The organism is Aurantimonas marina (genome assembly GCF_017183135.1).
Classification (GTDB): Bacteria; Pseudomonadota; Alphaproteobacteria; order Rhizobiales; family Rhizobiaceae; genus Aurantimonas; species Aurantimonas marina.
Map to the genome: position 1 here is coordinate 1 of NZ_JADDXW010000013.1, position 15,814 is coordinate 15,814.

Consider the following 15,814-nt stretch of genomic DNA (forward strand, 5'->3'; position numbering starts at 1 on the left):
GTCCTCGGCTGCCTCATCCCAATCGGGGCCAATCAGGTTCTCGCCGGGATTGCCGACCCTAACGCTATCGGTGGCGTAGGCCTGGAAGGCGGGAACCTGCCCCATGGGGAGGACCAGCGCGGCGATCGCACCGATCACGGCGACGATCGCGAAACCGAAGAGAATTGCCTTCAACGCGGTTCTCCCGCCGCCGGCGCACGGTCCGCCGCGTTCTGCTGATGTTGCAGGTCGAGCGCCGCAAGAGCCATAAGCGCTGGGGGCATGTCGACGCCCTCGCGACGCATCTTCCGCGCCGCGGTATGACAGCCTGCGATGTCGTTGGCCTCGGCCAGCGCCTCGGCTTCGGCCAGCGTCATGTCCGGCTGCTTCTTGGTGGCTTCGGGCGTCTGGGGGATCGGGGCGCTCAGACCGGAGGTCTGGGGGGCGTTGTCCGCATTACCGGCGTTGGGGGCGGGCGCATTGGCGTCGCTGGGCGCCTCAACCGCGGCACCCGCCTGGTTGGACGCTTCCTGGGCCGAACCCGCCTCGTTGCCGTCGGGCACGCCCGCCGCCTGTTGCTCGTTCTCGGCTGCCGATTCGCCGCTGCTTGTCGCCTGCTGCTGCGGCTGTTCCGAGGCCGGACCGCCTGCGGCCGTAGCCTGTGGGCGGTCAGCCTGCGCCGCCGGAGCCTGATTGCCGGCAGAAGGCTGGCCTGCCGACTGGTCATTGACGACCGTAACGTCTTCTTCCGGAGCCGGGGTCAGGAACGCCACCAGCTCAGTGCAGAGATTGGCCGGGCCGGGCGAGGCCGCAGCCTCAGTGCCGGTCTCAGCGTTCGCGGCAGGCGCCGCATCCGTCGCGGGGGGTGGAGTGCCTGCGCCTTGCGGTGCCTCGATTATCGCCGGCGCCTGCGGGGCGCCGGGGGTCGGTTCCCGTGCCGATTGGGCGTGGGTCGCCGTCGCGAGCGTCGTGAAGGCGAAAAGTGCGAATAGGCTGGTACGCATGGTCCTCACTCCGCCGGATGGGTCTGCGGGATTGGCTGCGGTCCCTTCGCGGTCCTGGCCTGTTCCTCATCGACCCAGAGACTGTGATGGGCCCGGGCCCAGGCCAGATCGACCTCGCCGCTGCCCATGGCGTCGTAGGCGCCCTCCATACCGAGGGAGCCGATATAGATATGGGCGATGATAATGGCGATCAGCACCATGCCCACCGTGGCGTGGACATACTGCGCAATCTGCATGCCCTCGACGTTCAGCACCGAGAAGGGGAAGAGCATCAGGAGACCACTGATCGACAGGGCGAGGCCGCCTAGCGTGACCGACCAGAAGATCATTTTCTGACCGGCGTTGAAGCGATGCGCTGGCGGATGCTTGTCGCCGACGAAGCCACCGAACTCCCGGATCCAGCGAATATCGGTCCGGCTCGGAAGATTGTCCTTGATCCAGACGAAAATCATCAAGACGAGGCCGACCATGAACGCCCACGAGACGAAATTGTGGACGTACTTGGCCCACTGGCTCCAAGTCGAAAAGGCTTCCGGACCGATGAGTGGGAACAGCAGACGCTTGCCGAAGACATAGTTGAGGCCCGTGATCGCCAAGAGGATGAACGCGGTGGCGGTCATCCAGTGGTTCAGCCGCTCAAAGAAGCTGAAACGCAAGAGCTTGCGCTCGACCTCCGGGCTGTCCTCGAGCATGATGCGGCCGCGCGAGAAGTAGAAGGCGGCGAGGGCGACGATCATGCCGATGATGGCAATGGCGCCGATCCACGGCAGCCAGCCCTCGCGAAAGCTCCGGTAGTCGCGGCCTTCCGGCTGCTCCAGCACCGCGGCCTTGCTGTCCGGGATGCTGACCCGGCCGTCGATCTGGCCACCCTGCAGCGCGTTCAGGAGCTGTTGCTCGGTCGGCGCCTCGGCGGTGGGGTTCTGGCCGCTGGGATCCGTCCGCACGCCGTCGGTCGGGGCCACTTCGCTCTGGGGCGCGAGATTGTCGTCGCCTTGCTGGGCGAGGACGGGCGTCGCCAGCATGGCGAGCGCCAGACCGCCGGCGGCGAGGAAGGTTCGAAGCCTGGTCATCCTCGTCACCTCAGGCTCCGATCGTTTCGCCATAGGCCGTCTGCCAGCCCCAGGCGCCGGTACCGTAGCCGCGCTTGGCGACCCGCTCCTTGTAGATCGTCGCGATGATGTCGCCGTCGCCGGCCAGCAGCGACTTGGTCGAGCACATCTCGGCGCACATCGGCAGCTTGCCCTCGGCAATGCGGTTCTTGCCGTATTTGGCGTATTCCGCCTCAGAGTTGTCGGCTTCGGGACCGCCGGCGCAATAGGTGCACTTGTCCATCTTGCCACGCGAGCCGAAATTGCCGACCCGCGGATATTGCGGGGCGCCGAACGGGCAGGCGTAGAAACAGTAGCCGCAGCCGATGCACAGATCCTTGGAATGCAGCACCACGCCGTCCTCGGTGGTGAAAAAGCAGTCCACCGGGCACACCGCCGCACAGGGGGCGTCGGTGCAGTGCATGCAGGCCATCGACACGGAGCGCTCGCCCGGCTTGCCGTCGTTCAGCGTCACCACGCGCCGCCGGTTGATGCCCCAAGGCACGTCGTGCTCGTTCTTGCACGCCGTCACGCAGGCATTGCACTCGATGCAGCGATCGGAGTCGCAGAGAAATTTAAGCCGCGCCATTATCTCGCTCCCCTTATGCCGCCGCGATCTGGCACAGCACGACCTTGGTCTCCTGCATGCCGGTGACCGGGTCGAAACCGTAAGTCGTGATGGTGTTGACGGATTCGCCGAGCACGATCGGGTCGGTGCCCGCCGGATAGTATGGACGCAAGTCCTCTCCCTGGTACCGGCCCGAGAAGTGGAATGGCATGAAGGCGACCCCGGGCGCGACCCGCTCGGTGACCAGCGCCTTCACCCGCGTCCTTGCGTCGTTCTCGGTGCCCGAGACCCAGACATACTGCCCGTCCTCGACGCCGCGGGCCGAGGCGTCGGCCGGATTGATTTCGACAAACATCTCTTGTTGCAGCTCCGCCAGCCAGCGGTTGGAGCGGGTTTCTTCGCCACCGCCCTCGTATTCCACGAGGCGGCCCGAGGTCAGGACGATCGGGAAGTTCGCGGCAACGTTCCGCTCGATTGCGGCCTGCTGCACGGAATAGCCGATATTCGGAATGCGGAACTGCCGCTCGTCGGGTCGGGTCGGGTACATCTCGACCAGATCGGGCCGCGGCGTGTAGATCGGCTCGCGGTGCACGGGGACCGGATCGGGCAGGTTCCAGGCGACCACCCGGGCCTTGCCGTTGCCGTAATGCATGACGCCGTGGTCCATGCAGACGCGCTGGATGCCGCCCGACAGATCCGTCGCCCAGCTGACCGCGTCGACCTTGTCGCCGCCGACCCGCTGGATCGTCGCCAGCTCCTCCGGCCGCAGATCGGCATCCCAGCCGAGCTTGCGCAGGATGCCGTAATTGAACTCGGGGTAACCGTCCGTGAGCCAGGAGCCCTCGGAATAGGAATCCTCGGCCAGCAGCGTCTCACCGTTCCGCTCGACGCCGAAGCGCGCCCGGAAAGTGCCGCCGCCTTCCCACACCGGAATGTCGGTGCGGTAGAGGATCGGCGAGCCCGGATGCTTCATCTCAGGCGTGCCCCAGCACGGCCAGGGCAGGCCATAATATTCGCCGCCGACTTCCGGCGCGTCGGCCGGGGCGCGCAGGCTGATCAGGTCGAACTTGTCCTGATGACGCATATGCGCCTTCAGCCGTTCCGGCGACTGGCCGCAATAGCCGGTGGAGAAGCCGCCGCGATTGATCTCCCGCAGGATGTCCTCCGCCGAGACCTTGCTGTTCTCCACCGCGATGTTCTTGAACATCGGGTCGGCGAAGCCGAGCTTGACCGCGAAGTCGTGGATCACCGCGTAGTCGTCGCGGGACTCGAAGGCGGGTTCGACGATCTGCTCGCCCCATTGCAGCGACCTGTTCGACGCGGTGCGCGAACCCTCGGTCTCCAGCGAGGTGGCGATGGGCAGGAGATAGGTGCCGTTGCGACGGCCCTTGATGGCGCCGAAAGTGGTGGCATGGGGATCAGCGACCACCAGCAGTTCCAGCTTCTCAAGCGCCTGCAGCATTTCCGGCATGCGGGTGACGGTGTTGCCGCCATGGCCCATGATGAACATGCCGCGCAAGGGCGAGCGCTGGTCGATCTCCTCCGGCGGCAGGCTGACCGCGTCGAACCACCGTGTCGAGGTGATCCCCGGCGTCTCCATGTTTTCCTTGCGGGTGCGCGGCTCGCGCCCGCCCTTCGCCGGGACTTCGTCGAAGCGGCTCTGCAGCCACTCATATTCGACTTCCCAGACCCGCGACCAATGCTTCCAGCCGCCTTCGGTCAGGCCGTAATAGAGCGGCAGCGAGGTGACATCGAGGCCGAGATCGGTCGCACCCTGCACATTGGTGTGGCCACGGAAAATATTGGCGCCGGTGCCGGGCTTGCCGACATTGCCGGTGGCCAGGCACAGCGTGCAGTAGGCCCGCACATTGGCCGTGCCGACCGTGTGCTGGGTGGCGCCCATGCACCAGATCAGCGTCGACGGCCGTTCCTGTGAGAACAGGTAAGCAACGTGCTTCAGCTGTTCGCCGGACACGCCCGAGACGCGCTCGACCTCCTCCGGCGTCCATCTGGCGACTTCCTTGCGGACCTCTTCCATACCGTAGACGCGGGTGCGGATGAACTCCTTGTCCTCCCAGCCATTCTCGAAGACGTGCCAGAGAATCCCCCAGATGACCGGAATGTCGGTTCCGGCGCGCAGCCGCAGATATTCGGTGCCGTGGGCGGCGGTGCGGGTGAAGCGCGGATCGATGACGATCAGATTGGCGCGGTTCAACTCCTTGCCGGCCAGCACGTGCTGCATGGCGACCGGATGGGCCTCAGCCGGATTACCGCCCATGATGATCATGGTCTTGGCGTTGCGGATATCGTTGTAGGAATTGGTCTGGGCGCCGTAGCCCCAGGTATTGGCGACACCCGCCACGGTGGTGGAATGGCAGATGCGAGCCTGGTGATCGACCGAGTTGGTGCCCCAGAAAGCGCCGAACTTGCGGAACAGATAGGCGCCCTCGTTGGTGAACTTGGCCGAGCCGAGGAGATACATGGCGTCGGCGCCGGAGCTCTCGCGAATCTCCAGCATCTTGTCGCCGATCTCGTCGATCGCCTGCTGCCAGGAAAGTCGCTGCCACTCGCCGTCGACGAGCTTCAGCGGATATTTCAGCCGCCGGTCGCCATGCACGATCTCGCGGATGGCCGCGCCCTTGGCGCAGTGGGTGCCGCGATTGATCGGGCTGGCCCAGCTAGGCTCCTGACCGGTCCAGACGCCGTTTTGCACCTCGGCCGTGACCGTGCAGCCCACGGAACAATGGGTGCAGATGTTCTTCTTGATCTCGATCGGCACGCCGGGCATCGGCGCAATGACGGCCGCAGCCTTCTGCACGGCACCCGGCATCGTGGCACCGAAGGCGGCGAGACCGCCGACGGCCAGTCCCGACTGCTTCAGGAAGGTGCGGCGGTCGAGCCCGGCGGGGCGACCGGCCGAGACGGATGAGCAGAACTGGCCGGGTTGACCGGCCTTGCGTTTGGTGAGCATCACCGCCTCACTTGTCCTGCAGCGTTTCGTAGCCGTTAGTCCGGTAGAACGCCTGCACGTCCGGGCTGTCGGGCTGATATTTAGGCCGCGTCTCGTCGGTCCCGGGATCGTAGGCCTCGGCCTCATCGACGAAGGCCGGCGCCGTCACGGCTGCGGCCGTCGCGGCGCCGGCCACACCCGTGGCCTTGCGAAGGAAGGCGCGTCGATTGAGATCAGGCTTGTCTTTGGCCATGGTCGTCTCCCATTTCCGCGCCGGCGCGCGGGCCGCGATCGTCTCTCAGCAGTCTCATGCGACCAGCGCCTGCGAGTCGGCCTCGATTGTCATGAAGCTGCGGCCGACACGACCGACACACCGATAAAAATCTGCTGATGGGGCCATTTCGAGATCCGCAAAGAAGCGGTCCATCCATGGCGCCAAATGTCGGGCGAAGAAGTTTCGGGTTGCGCTCTCCGAAGCCGCGAAGCGTCCGCCGATCAGCCCGGCCATGATCTCGCAGAGAACCCCGACATGATCCTCGAGTTCGACAAGGTTTTCGGCGCGTTCGATGCCGAGCCGCGCGAGGTCCTGCCGCAGGCGGGCCAGCGGCTTCTCGCGCAGGAATCCGGTCAGGTAATAGGAGCCGTAGGGCACCAGTTCGCCGCGACCGACGCCGATGAAGAGGTTGAAATACTCGCGCTCCAGACGCGCCGGATCGGCCCGGCGCGCAGCCTCCGCAAGCGCCGTGTGACTGCGTCCGAGCGGAGTCGAATCGCCGGACAATTCCGCGACCAGCGCTAGCGTCTCGGCCCTGGGCGCCCGAGCCGTGAGAACGGTCAGCAGGCCGTAATGCTGGACGCGGAATGCATCGACCGGATCGAGCGCCACGCGCGACGGTGCCGAATCCGGCGAGGCAGCGCCGCTAAGGCTGGATGCGGTAGGCCTTTCGGTCATCTCGGCGCTTTCATGGGTGTATCATTACCCGTTGATATAGAACGAGAACCTAGATGGTTCCGGGGTTTCTGCAAGCTCTTTCGAACGGTTCTAAACCGTGGACGGCTACCTAAACCGGCAGTGCGCCGCCATGTCGCGGCGGCTGGCGTTGCGAGGCCCATTCCGGGGTATCCGGCGCCGATTCCGCTGGCCTGTCGGCGACTTCGCGGTCTGCGGTGCTGGTCGTCTCGGCGAGGTGAGAAGCCGGCTCCTCCGGCGGTGCCGCAACCGCCTCGGCGGGTGCCGCGTCGGCGTTGGCTTCGTCCCCGGTCGTGACCATCGGTTCGCTGGTCTCTGCAGCAGCCGGCTGCTCCCGGCCGAAGATGTCCCGGACCATCTGCGCGACGTCAGTCGTGGCGGACAGTGGTCCCGAGACTGGTACCCCCCCGGGCACGTTCCAGTCCCAGGCGTAGTCCCGCGCATCGCCCACATAGTCGCGAATGGCGGGGTCCAGCGACCAAAGCCGCCGCATGGCGCGATTGCGCAGCGACGCGGGAACGCCCTTGCGCAGGAAGGCGGTGACGTCGGACGTGGCGGTCAGGTCGTCTGGATCGGGGAGCGCCGCCAGTTCCTCCGGCGTCATCGGCGCATCGGCGGATGGAGGGAGCGCGCCATCGTCGTCCGGCGTCGCTGTCGCGCCGCATGAGCCGGACGTTCCGGCCGGGCGAGCCGCATCAGGTTCGAGAGGCCTGTCCGCCTCTGCGACCTCGCGCTTGCGCCGCGACCAGCGGGAGAGGAAGTCGTTGCTCAAGCCTGTCGCCTTTGCATTTGGGACGTTGCGTCATGATCTGCTGCAAGAAGAACTAGCCGCATGACGCCGTGGGTCGAGCGGGCGGCGCGGGTCAATGAGTCTGGCCGTCGAAACCGGTCGGCAGTGCATGATCCTCGGCGAGACGCGGCTTCGGCCGGACCTTGCCGGCATAGGGATCGATCCCCTCGTTCAGCGCGGCTGCCACCCGGCAATCCTCGCACATGCGGATTGCATCGAGACGGCGGGCATTCTCGCCGGCAAACATCCAGTGCTTGTCTTCCAGCTTGGCAATGATCCGCTCGATCGTGCTCCGGGTGCCGAACGGCTTGGCGCAGCGGATGCAGCAGAAGGGCTCTTCTTCCTTGAGGATCTGGCGCGGCGCGTTCCAGGCGGCAAAGTCGAGTTCGGGCGTGAGCGTGATCACATGTTCCGGGCAGGTCGCTTCGCACAGGCCGCACTGGACGCAGGCCCCGTGGGAGAAGCTGAGCAGTGGCCGGTCCTCGCTCGCCGCCAGGGCACCGGTCGGGCAAGCGGTCACGCAGGCATGACAAAGGGTACAGCCCTCCGTTTCCACGTGAACCTTGCCGAAGGGAGCGCCCTTGACAAGCGCCACGCGCTCCACTGGCGTCGGAGCGACCCGATGCAACATCCGCAGGCTGACTTCCAGAAGTTCCCGCTTGCTGCCGACCGGGGCGAAGCTGGCCGGCGCCGGTGCGGTATGGCCCAGCGGCAGCGCCGCCAGTTCGGCCAGCATCTCGCCTGGCGTATCGGCACGCAGGATCCGGCAGCAATCCTCGCCATAACCCAGCACCGTGGCGAAGGCGGCAGCCAGTTCGACGGTCCCGGCGAGGGTGGCAATGCCATTCCTCGGCGCCCGTCGCGCCAGGATGCCGATGCTCGCCGCTCCGTAGGCAAAGGCCGCGGCAAGGCTCTCCAGCCCGATCTGTTTGATCTCATTCACCGCGATCGGCAGCACATGGGCCGGCAGCGCCGGTCCGATGGTGTCGAGCAGCGGCTGCCCGACATAGCCGTCATGGAACAGAACGACCGGGTCACGACCGCCCGCGGCCCGGTAGCTGGTCAGGAGCGTGCGCAGCCGGTCGAGCTGCATGTCGACCGTCGGGAGCGTGTAGGAGGCGGCGCCGGTCGGGCAGACCGCGGCGCAATTGCCGCAACCGGCGCAGACATAGGGGTCGATGGTCACATGTTCGCCGGCCGGCTCGATCGCCTGCATGGCACAGGCGTCGAGGCAGCGGGTGCAGCCGGTGATCGACGAGCGCGAATGCGCGCAGAGTTCCTTGCGGAAGGCGATATATTGCGGCTTCTCGAACTCGCCGACGAACTCGGAGGCTTCGGCGACCGCCATATCGAGGGCGACCGGGTCGGCGACATCGGCCCTCAGATAGCCGTCGCGCGCCGCATGGGCGGGAAACAGCGGCGGCCGGGCCGCGAGATCGAGGATCACGTCGCAACGCGACACCGCCCCATCACGGGGCGGGGCCATCCCCTCCGGCGGCACGTAGCCGTCGACCACCGCCTGATAGGCGCCGAAATGCCCCGAGGCGCTGGCAATCCGGCCCCGCGCCACCGGAAACGGCAGATCAGCCGGAATCGGCGTCCGACCGTCATCGTCGAGGAGTACCGTCACGTTCAGTGTTGCTGCCAGCCGCACGCCCGCATCGATCGCAGCCGCGCCGTCGCCGCAGATCAGGATGGTGCCGTCGCTGACCAGGGTCAGCAGCGGCGGCTGCGCCGGCGGCATGGCGGCAAGCGCCGCTTCGGCTGTGTCGCGGGGGCCGGTATTGGTTGGCGTATCGGTCACGATAAACGCAATCCTTCGGGCATGTACGGCATTCAAAAGCAGCCGGTTGTCTAACCGCCCGCCGTCGGCGTAGAACGATTTTAGACTGGTGCAAGTCAATAGGATTACGTGGTTTTTTCATGTCGTCGCCATCGGCCGCCGCGCTTGATCCGCTGCCGTCTTGTTGTCCCGCGTCGCTGCATGGGTGCGGCAAGGCTGCGTCCAGCCGCCGTTCCGTCACCGGACGCGGCGCCAGCGCACCGATCCGTGTGCGGCGCTTCAGCGCGTGCGCGTGCGCGTGCGCGCTCCGCGATCCGCGTGGAGAGGGGGCGACGCCGTGGCTGGACAGCAACGATCCGATGCGCGATGGGCAGCGCCGACCGCCTGGCGTGGCTCTGACGACGCTGTCTTGGCGCCGCCTCGCAGTGGGGGTCCCATGGCTTTGAAACTGCCGCGCACGATCCGCATGGACCCGTCTGACGCCTTCGTCTTTGCCGAGGCGGCAGAGCCCGGCGAATGGGCCGTCAGCGGCACATTCCGCTTCTGGAACCGTGACGTAGCGGCCTTCGAGGGCAAGGACCGGCAGGCGTTTCGCTCCGGGCTCCTGGGTGTCACGAGCTTCGGCTGGTCGACCCTGGCCGTCGTCACCGAAGCCAGCGAGGCCGAACGCGACGCAATGGTGGAGGATCTGGCCCGCCAGCTCGTGACCCATCTCGGCGCGCCCAATGTCGCCACCGCCCGGCCGGCCGCGCAAGAGGAGGTGGCCTTCGCCGCCTCGCTCTGCGATCACCCGGTGAACACCATGCTGGCGATACAGCGCAGCGTGGAGGACGGCGATGTCCGCGAGCGCTTCCGCACGCTGCATAGGCGCGAGGGCGCCGTCGATCATTCCCGCGCCTTCGGCTTTGTCGAGATCGACGAGGACGACGATGCCTATGCCGAGCATGTGGACATCCGCACCCTCGGCAAGACGCAGCCATGAACCCGGACGCTGGAGAGACGAGATGAGCGAGTTCTGGGTGTCCTGCGGCCATCAGCTTCTCGACCGCAACGCATCAGGCCATCTGGTGCTGACCGACGAATTCCTGAAGGCCTATTTCGCCCGGCCCGAACTGGTGCCGCCGCCCGAGGCCTGCGCCGCCGAGCTGGCCCTACATGCCAGCCTGCTGGCCGATCCGCGCCGTCCGGTCAGCGAGGCGGAAATCGCCGGGCTCGACGAAGCGGATGCGCGCGAGAACTGGCAGGTGATGCTGGCCTTCCGCGACAGGCTCATGGCCGCGCCGACGCTGGAAGCGGCCTATCTGACGCTGGTGCGCGGCGACATGTCCGGCACGCCGCATCTGTTCGTGAACCAGCTGGCGCAGGTCGTCCTGCGCAACGCGCTGGATGGCTGCGCGGACCCGTTCGTCCTGCGCTCAGCCGAGCTGTTCTTCCGGCCGCAGCGGGCCAGCGTCCATGACGGCGCGCTGCTCCTGGCCGACGCCGAGATCGTCGAGATGCAGGAGCAGGATCGGCATGCCTCGCCGCTCCTGGCGATGTTCGCCGACCCGGCGGTGACCGAACTCGACGTGCTCGATGCCGAAAACGCCGCTTCCTATTTCCACCGCGACGAGGCTTTCGAACTCGTGCTGAGCTTCGCCTCGGGCCCGACGGCGCGGGCCGGCCTCGCCGAGGCGATCGAGCGCTGGATCGCGCATCTGCTCGGGGTGCGCGTCAAGGTCCAGCCGGTTGCGCGGGTGGACGACGATGACTGGGCCTGGTTCGTCGGGCTCGACGCGGAGGCCAGCCGGATCGGCAATCAGGTCTGGCGCGGCGATATGGTGGCGCCTGCCGATCTGGAGAAGATCATCGGCATCTTCGCCCTGACCTTCGCCGATCCGGCCGAGGCGCTACCAGCCATCGGCGCCCGGCCGGTCTGGCTGTTCCTCGCCAAGCCGAAGGACGGCGTCGTGCGGCTGAAGCCGCAGAACCTCATTGTCGGCCTGCCGTTGCGCTCGCCCGGGGAGGCGGCGTGAGCATGGACGCGCCGACCTTCCGCGTCGGGGTCGTGGTCGAGCGGCGGCCGTCGAAGAGCCCTTGGGTCGACCATGCCTGGCGCATCGTGGCGATCATCCCCGAGGCGATCGGCACCGAGCCCGGGCATGTCCTCGGCCGCGACGGCGAGGCGGTGCTGCTTTACGCCGGCGCGCGTTCGGTCGAATTCCACCGGGTCGAGACCGGCAATTATCGCGACAATCTGACCTCGGGCAGCCCCTGCCTCTGGGTGACCCTGGCCCTCACCGACGAGGATCCGGGCATCCGGCTCATCTCGGTGACCGCCGATCCGGCCGAGGGCGAATCCCTTACCGAGATCGGCGACCTCATTGTCGAGATCGCGCCGATGCCGCCGGAGATCGTCGAACGGCTCACCGAGTTCGTACAGGTCCACCACGTCGAACGCGTCTTCACCAAGCGCAAGCGCCAGTAAGCTCACGCTGGACGCAGTCGATCCTCCTTGGCCATCGAACCTGGTGCTTCGGCGGCTAAGGGCCAAACCGGCTGGCTAAGGCGGTCATCAGAGCATCTGGGAAGAAGGTCTCATTGGATCCCCCTCCCGCCGTTCGGCCGACCTTGCAGCCCCAGAAGGAGGTGTGGTCCGCCGCGAAATTTCGCGCTGACGTGATTCACTGACCTCGCGCTTTCGGGAGGGGTCGGACGGCGGGACAGGTCGGGTTTTGGGATGTCCAGGATCGTTTGTCGCAACTCTCGCGTCACGGCGATCCATTGGAGAAGCTCTCCGTCACGGTCGATTTCGAGATGTTCCGGGCGGACCTGGCGAAAGCGGTTCCTCGGGGCGATCGCAGCAGGGGTGGCAGGCCGCCCTTCGATCCGGTTCTCAAATTCAGGATGCTGGTTCTCCAGGCGCTGAACGGGCTGTCCCTGGAACAGACCGAGTTCCTCGTGAAGGACCGTTGAGCTGGATGCGGTTCTGCGGGCTGGGACCAGGCGATGCGGTCCCGGACGCCAACACCCTGTGGGATTTCCGGGAAGCCTTGATCGCCGCCGATGCGCTCGACACCGTGTTTGCACGTCTCGACCGGGCGATCAGCGAGGCGGGCTATCTGCCGATGTCCGGCCAAGCTGTCTCGGGGGCGGTCTTTCTGGAGCCGAAGAGAGGGCCGCAACACTATAACGCAACTGCGGAAATCATTCGCTAATGGTGCGTGATGCCGTCTGGTGCGGCGCGGAGCCCCATGACCTACCCGTCGGAGGCATGGTCTGGCTTCCCTTTACGTTTCGTTGCCGCCATGTCCTCGAGTTCTCCTTCGCTCATCGAGTTGTACATGGATTCTGATGGCCCTTTGAGGTCCGAGGCTTTCTGATCCCCGCGTTTTGCCGCGAGCGCGGCCCCGGCGGCTTTCTGTTGAGCTTTCGACTTGGCGGGCATGGGAATTTCTCCGGATCGTCGTTTCGTCGACAAAATTCAAAAACGAAATGCCGCTGGAATTGGTTGCACAAGCCCGAGGAAAGGTATTGCGCAATTGGCACAGATGACCGGTAGCCTCCCAAGGTTTCGCAGCAGGGGTTGGACTTGTCCCGCTTTGTTGGAGAGCATTTTCCATTTTACGCGGCTTGCCCCTCTCGATCCGAACTCCGTCGCCCGCCAACGCACTGCTAAGTGAAGAACGGATCAAAATGTTGCCTATGGCGCGGCCTCAAGGAGGCCGTTCGACGCATCAACAAGGACGGACTCGCGCCCGCTGAATTTATAGCTGCCACCGCGTTCGTTCTTGTAGGGGCGCGGGGCGACGCGTGGGCGCGGATCGAAAGTCCAGGTCCGGCCCACTCAAGGGCACATACCCGCCCTCCCGCAACTTTTGAGGCGGCGCATGAGAGACAAGGCCGTCCCGATATCGAATGAGATAATCGCCTACCGATGGAATGGCGCGCCTGAAGAAGCCATCCCGAACAGCGATCTCACGGATTTTCCCGGTTTCGTCGACTGTCTTCACGGTTCTATCCGGGATAGAAAACGAGGAAATTCTGGACATTTCCACGATGGTGACCGGGTTCGCCTCCGCCGATTGCCGCCGGAAATCGATGATGTCAGCGTTCAATTTTTTTCACCTCCCAATCGTTCGATGCTTTTCGACGCCCGAAGAAGCGTTAACCAAACTCATCCGGGAGCCAACGTTTCCGCCGGGATTGGGTTGACCGATGGAGGGCATTGACGCCGATTATTTCCTTGGCCGGCTATGTGCAGCCCCCGTCTCTTCAGCCGGAACCACCGACCTCGCCGATCCAGAGGCCAGCGTCCTCGAGTGTTTCGAAGGGAAGAGGGTGGATCTCGGCGCAAGGTCCGAAGCCGGCCTCGAGGAACCAGCGGGACTCCATTGCCCCGTAATGCGCTCCGCAAAGGCGCACCAGCACCGCGAGAAGCATGCCCTTAAAAAAGACCAGGCGACCATCGGCAGCCTCCCGGCCAATTCCGACCCGCACCGATTGGAAGGTAAGATCCTGCTGCAAGACGAACTCCCATCGCCGATCTTCGATGACACCCAGATACGAGTTGGGAGGAGGTTTCATTCAACAAGATTGTGTGAATCCTCCGGTTGCCTCTAGCGCCGATAGGCCGGATCGAACTCTGCCCTCGCGCACAGCCTTGCCCAGTCGTGAACGGTGAGGATCCTTTGCTGAAAGCTGATGATGCCCGCTACTCGCAAATCCTGGAGCACCCGGTTGACATGCACGACCGTGAGGCCGGCAACATCGGCGATGTTTTCCTGTGTCAGCGGCAAAACCCGCGAGCTGGCATCGGCCACAACGGTTGAGCGGGTCGGCAGAAACATTTCTCAGAGAAAATGTGCGATGCGCTGATGGGCGGGCCGGCGACCGAGATTGACGATCCATTCTCGGGAAATGGCTTCCCCAGCTTGAGAGACCCACCAGAGAGCCCGGCCGATATCGGGGTGAGCCGCGATGGCGTCTATGACGGTCTGGCGCTTCGCAACCGCGATCTCGCAGTCCATGGCGGCCTCGATGTCGTAATCGAGCTGAGGAAAAAAGATGGATGACAGATCGCAGATGTCGCCAGGCATCACGATGCTGAGGATCTGGCGCTGGCCGCTCGGCACGGTCTTGTAGCCGAATGCCATGCCTTCGACCATAGTGGTAATGAGCGAAGTCGGGTCGCCCTCCCGCGGGATGGCTCCATGCCGGTGCACCTCGATGACAGATGCGAAGGCTTCTCGAAGCGCCCGTTCGCTCGCCTGTGTAAGCGGCCCCGCCTGCTGGAGCGTCCTGAGGAAAGCATCTATCATAAATCTGGCTTGTCGCTTGGCCGGCATCGCGAAAAGCCCTGTGAGACCAGTAGTCAGCTACCGCACCAATCAGAGATGACCTTTGGCAATCAGCGGAAGCCAGGCGTAGAGATCAGGAATCGCGCGATGGACGGTTCGGGCTCGCGCGGCTGTGAGCGCAGACGCTTCCGCCCCAGATTTGGTGGCGGCGATGTCGGACGTTCCTTTTTCCAACCCGCGAAATCGGTTGCTTCGTCAGTTGCATCCTGATGATCTGGCAGCGATCACGGCTCTGCTTGAGCCGATCGAGCTGGGACGCGGAGATGTCTTGATCCAGCCCAACGAGCGCATCGAGGCGATCGTTTTTCCGGAATCCGGCATCGTTTCGATCGTGGCGTCGACGGAAGACCATCGTCGCGTGGAAATCGGAATTATCGGGCGCGAGGGGATGACCGATGGATCCATTCTCATCGGGGTCGACAGAGTCCCGCATGAGGTTTTCGTCCAGGTCGCGGGCAGCGGCATGCGGATCGATGCCGCAGCTCTGCTGGCGCTGGTCGCGGCCCGCCCCGCCATACGGGTGCAGCTATTGCCCTGGTTGCATATTCTAACTGTTCAGGCCGCCCAGACGGCCTTGTCGAACGCCGGCTATGACATCGAGGCGCGCCTCGCCCGCTGGCTGCTGATGTGCCAGGATCGCGTCGATAGCAACGAAATACCGCTGACCCATGAGTTCCTCGGCGTCATGCTGGCGGTGCGGCGGTCGAGCGTGACACTTGCCACGCACATGCTGGAAGGCGCGAAGATCATCAAGGCGGAACGGGGCCGGATCACGATTCTGGATCGTGAGGCTCTCAAGGGCCTCGCCGGCAATTCCTACGGAACCAGTGAGGCCGAGTATGAGCGGCTCCTCGGCCCATTCCGCGGATAACGTATGGGGTCAGACCGCGGGTCCATGGAATTCCATCGCAACCTGAGGACGCGATGCTACCCTGACCAACTCGAGCGCGACCTCTTCCTGGATCCACCTGCCGGCTCCTCCCTGGGCGGAGACGAGTCGCTGAGCCAGCCTGTTCACGTCGAGCACGGTCCCATTCGACTTGATCCGAACCACCGCCTCTTCGATGGCCTCCCGCATTATCTTTGACATGATTTTCTCCCTCACCCTTTACCGCGAAGGAACATCGCGCGAGCGGCGCCTCATTGTATTTAAGTGCTAGAGAACCGGCGTTTGGATCCAAAGAGGCATAGCTGGGGGCTCCCATCCAAGATTCGGTGCCAGCCAACGAATTTTAATACGTAACCCTTGCAAAGGTTATGGACGCCCGCTCAATCGCACCTAATCTCGAAGGCTCTCACTCATCGAATGACTCGAAGCCGACGGGAAAGAGAACGCAATGACT

The 15,814-nt window shown here is 64.9% G+C and carries 18 protein-coding genes and 1 pseudogene; 6 read left to right on the forward strand and 13 right to left on the reverse strand.

What is annotated here, in order from left to right; all coding sequences use genetic code 11:
- Positions 1-170: 170 nt before the first annotated feature.
- From ING15_RS14355 to ING15_RS14390, 8 genes are all read right to left on the reverse strand, one after another.
- Positions 171-983 (reverse strand): hypothetical protein, encoded by an 813-nt coding sequence (locus tag ING15_RS14355; RefSeq protein ID WP_206455523.1) that lies wholly within the window; start codon positions 981-983, stop codon positions 171-173.
- Positions 984-988: 5 nt separating this feature from the next.
- Positions 989-2,053, reverse strand: a complete 1,065-nt coding sequence (locus ING15_RS14360; RefSeq protein ID WP_206455524.1) for a formate dehydrogenase subunit gamma — start codon at positions 2,051-2,053, stop codon at positions 989-991.
- A 10-nt stretch (positions 2,054-2,063) separates the two neighbouring features.
- Positions 2,064-2,660: a formate dehydrogenase FDH3 subunit beta gene (gene fdh3B / locus ING15_RS14365; RefSeq protein WP_206455525.1), complete on the reverse strand. Its 597-nt coding sequence runs from the start codon at positions 2,658-2,660 to the stop codon at positions 2,064-2,066.
- A gap of 13 nt (positions 2,661-2,673) precedes the next feature.
- Entirely contained in the window at positions 2,674-5,610 is a 2,937-nt protein-coding gene (locus ING15_RS14370; RefSeq protein WP_206455526.1) for a formate dehydrogenase subunit alpha, read from the reverse strand.
- Between the two features lie 7 nt (positions 5,611-5,617).
- A complete protein-coding gene (locus tag ING15_RS14375; RefSeq protein WP_206455527.1) occupies positions 5,618-5,842 on the reverse strand; it encodes a twin-arginine translocation signal domain-containing protein in 225 nt (74 codons plus the stop codon).
- A 54-nt stretch (positions 5,843-5,896) separates the two neighbouring features.
- Entirely contained in the window at positions 5,897-6,541 is a 645-nt protein-coding gene (locus ING15_RS14380) for a TorD/DmsD family molecular chaperone (protein WP_206455528.1), read from the reverse strand.
- A 109-nt stretch (positions 6,542-6,650) separates the two neighbouring features.
- Entirely contained in the window at positions 6,651-7,331 is a 681-nt protein-coding gene (locus ING15_RS14385) for a DUF3306 domain-containing protein (RefSeq protein ID WP_206455529.1), read from the reverse strand.
- A 91-nt stretch (positions 7,332-7,422) separates the two neighbouring features.
- Positions 7,423-9,153 (reverse strand): 4Fe-4S dicluster domain-containing protein, encoded by a 1,731-nt coding sequence (locus ING15_RS14390; RefSeq protein ID WP_206455530.1) that lies wholly within the window; start codon positions 9,151-9,153, stop codon positions 7,423-7,425.
- Positions 9,154-9,568: 415 nt separating this feature from the next.
- Between ING15_RS14390 and ING15_RS14395 the strand changes: the two genes are divergently transcribed.
- The 4 genes and pseudogenes from ING15_RS14395 to ING15_RS14415 all read left to right on the forward strand — a co-directional run bounded on the left by ING15_RS14395 (position 9,569) and on the right by ING15_RS14415 (position 12,329).
- Positions 9,569-10,114 carry a DUF6505 family protein gene (locus ING15_RS14395; protein ID WP_206455531.1) on the forward strand — a complete coding sequence of 182 codons (546 nt, stop codon included), beginning with the start codon at positions 9,569-9,571 and terminating at the stop codon, positions 10,112-10,114.
- A gap of 22 nt (positions 10,115-10,136) precedes the next feature.
- Complete coding sequence (locus tag ING15_RS14400; RefSeq protein WP_206455532.1) at positions 10,137-11,147, forward strand: DUF6352 family protein; 1,011 nt, start codon at positions 10,137-10,139, stop codon at positions 11,145-11,147.
- A 2-nt stretch (positions 11,148-11,149) separates the two neighbouring features.
- A complete protein-coding gene (locus ING15_RS14405) occupies positions 11,150-11,599 on the forward strand; it encodes a DUF3305 domain-containing protein (RefSeq protein WP_210348907.1) in 450 nt (149 codons plus the stop codon).
- 419 nt (positions 11,600-12,018) lie between these two features.
- Positions 12,019-12,329, forward strand: a pseudogene (locus tag ING15_RS14415) (transposase).
- A 41-nt stretch (positions 12,330-12,370) separates the two neighbouring features.
- Here ING15_RS14415 and ING15_RS14420 read toward each other — a convergent pair.
- A complete protein-coding gene (locus ING15_RS14420; protein ID WP_206455536.1) occupies positions 12,371-12,559 on the reverse strand; it encodes a DUF3008 family protein in 189 nt (62 codons plus the stop codon).
- Between the two features lie 442 nt (positions 12,560-13,001).
- Between ING15_RS14420 and ING15_RS14425 the strand changes: the two genes are divergently transcribed.
- A complete protein-coding gene (locus ING15_RS14425) occupies positions 13,002-13,343 on the forward strand; it encodes a hypothetical protein (protein WP_206455537.1) in 342 nt (113 codons plus the stop codon).
- A gap of 43 nt (positions 13,344-13,386) precedes the next feature.
- On the opposite strand, the gene ING15_RS14430 is transcribed toward ING15_RS14425, so the two are convergent.
- The 3 genes from ING15_RS14430 to ING15_RS14440 form a co-directional block, all read right to left on the reverse strand.
- Entirely contained in the window at positions 13,387-13,638 is a 252-nt protein-coding gene (locus ING15_RS14430; RefSeq protein ID WP_206455538.1) for a hypothetical protein, read from the reverse strand.
- Positions 13,639-13,730: 92 nt separating this feature from the next.
- Positions 13,731-13,961, reverse strand: coding sequence for a helix-turn-helix domain-containing protein (locus ING15_RS14435; protein WP_206455539.1), 231 nt, complete (start codon positions 13,959-13,961; stop codon positions 13,731-13,733).
- A gap of 3 nt (positions 13,962-13,964) precedes the next feature.
- Positions 13,965-14,459 (reverse strand): Crp/Fnr family transcriptional regulator, encoded by a 495-nt coding sequence (locus ING15_RS14440; protein ID WP_206455540.1) that lies wholly within the window; start codon positions 14,457-14,459, stop codon positions 13,965-13,967.
- A gap of 280 nt (positions 14,460-14,739) precedes the next feature.
- Between ING15_RS14440 and ING15_RS14445 the strand changes: the two genes are divergently transcribed.
- A complete protein-coding gene (locus ING15_RS14445; RefSeq protein ID WP_232845779.1) occupies positions 14,740-15,342 on the forward strand; it encodes a Crp/Fnr family transcriptional regulator in 603 nt (200 codons plus the stop codon).
- Positions 15,343-15,351: 9 nt separating this feature from the next.
- Here ING15_RS14445 and ING15_RS14450 read toward each other — a convergent pair whose 3' ends face one another.
- A complete protein-coding gene (locus ING15_RS14450; protein WP_206455542.1) occupies positions 15,352-15,561 on the reverse strand; it encodes a hypothetical protein in 210 nt (69 codons plus the stop codon).
- Between the last annotated feature and the right edge of the window lie 253 nt (positions 15,562-15,814).

What these genes read in the sequence shown, in the direction of transcription:
- ING15_RS14440 (WP_206455540.1), bottom strand. Translation starts at nt 14,459, where the DNA reads ATGCCGGCCAAGCGACAAGCCAGATTTATGATAGATGCTTTCCTCAGG.
- ING15_RS14375 (WP_206455527.1), bottom strand. Translation starts at nt 5,842, where the DNA reads ATGGCCAAAGACAAGCCTGATCTCAATCGACGCGCCTTCCTTCGCAAG.
- ING15_RS14360 (WP_206455524.1), bottom strand. Translation starts at nt 2,053, where the DNA reads ATGACCAGGCTTCGAACCTTCCTCGCCGCCGGCGGTCTGGCGCTCGCC.
- fdh3B (WP_206455525.1), bottom strand. Translation starts at nt 2,660, where the DNA reads ATGGCGCGGCTTAAATTTCTCTGCGACTCCGATCGCTGCATCGAGTGC.
- ING15_RS14435 (WP_206455539.1), bottom strand. Translation starts at nt 13,961, where the DNA reads ATGTTTCTGCCGACCCGCTCAACCGTTGTGGCCGATGCCAGCTCGCGG.
- ING15_RS14355 (WP_206455523.1), bottom strand. Translation starts at nt 983, where the DNA reads ATGCGTACCAGCCTATTCGCACTTTTCGCCTTCACGACGCTCGCGACG.
- ING15_RS14425 (WP_206455537.1), top strand. Translation starts at nt 13,002, where the DNA reads ATGAGAGACAAGGCCGTCCCGATATCGAATGAGATAATCGCCTACCGA.
- ING15_RS14400 (WP_206455532.1), top strand. Translation starts at nt 10,137, where the DNA reads ATGAGCGAGTTCTGGGTGTCCTGCGGCCATCAGCTTCTCGACCGCAAC.
- ING15_RS14405 (WP_210348907.1), top strand. Translation starts at nt 11,150, where the DNA reads ATGGACGCGCCGACCTTCCGCGTCGGGGTCGTGGTCGAGCGGCGGCCG.
- ING15_RS14450 (WP_206455542.1), bottom strand. Translation starts at nt 15,561, where the DNA reads ATGTCAAAGATAATGCGGGAGGCCATCGAAGAGGCGGTGGTTCGGATC.
- ING15_RS14420 (WP_206455536.1), bottom strand. Translation starts at nt 12,559, where the DNA reads ATGCCCGCCAAGTCGAAAGCTCAACAGAAAGCCGCCGGGGCCGCGCTC.
- ING15_RS14380 (WP_206455528.1), bottom strand. Translation starts at nt 6,541, where the DNA reads ATGACCGAAAGGCCTACCGCATCCAGCCTTAGCGGCGCTGCCTCGCCG.
- ING15_RS14370 (WP_206455526.1), bottom strand. Translation starts at nt 5,610, where the DNA reads ATGCTCACCAAACGCAAGGCCGGTCAACCCGGCCAGTTCTGCTCATCC.
- ING15_RS14395 (WP_206455531.1), top strand. Translation starts at nt 9,569, where the DNA reads ATGGCTTTGAAACTGCCGCGCACGATCCGCATGGACCCGTCTGACGCC.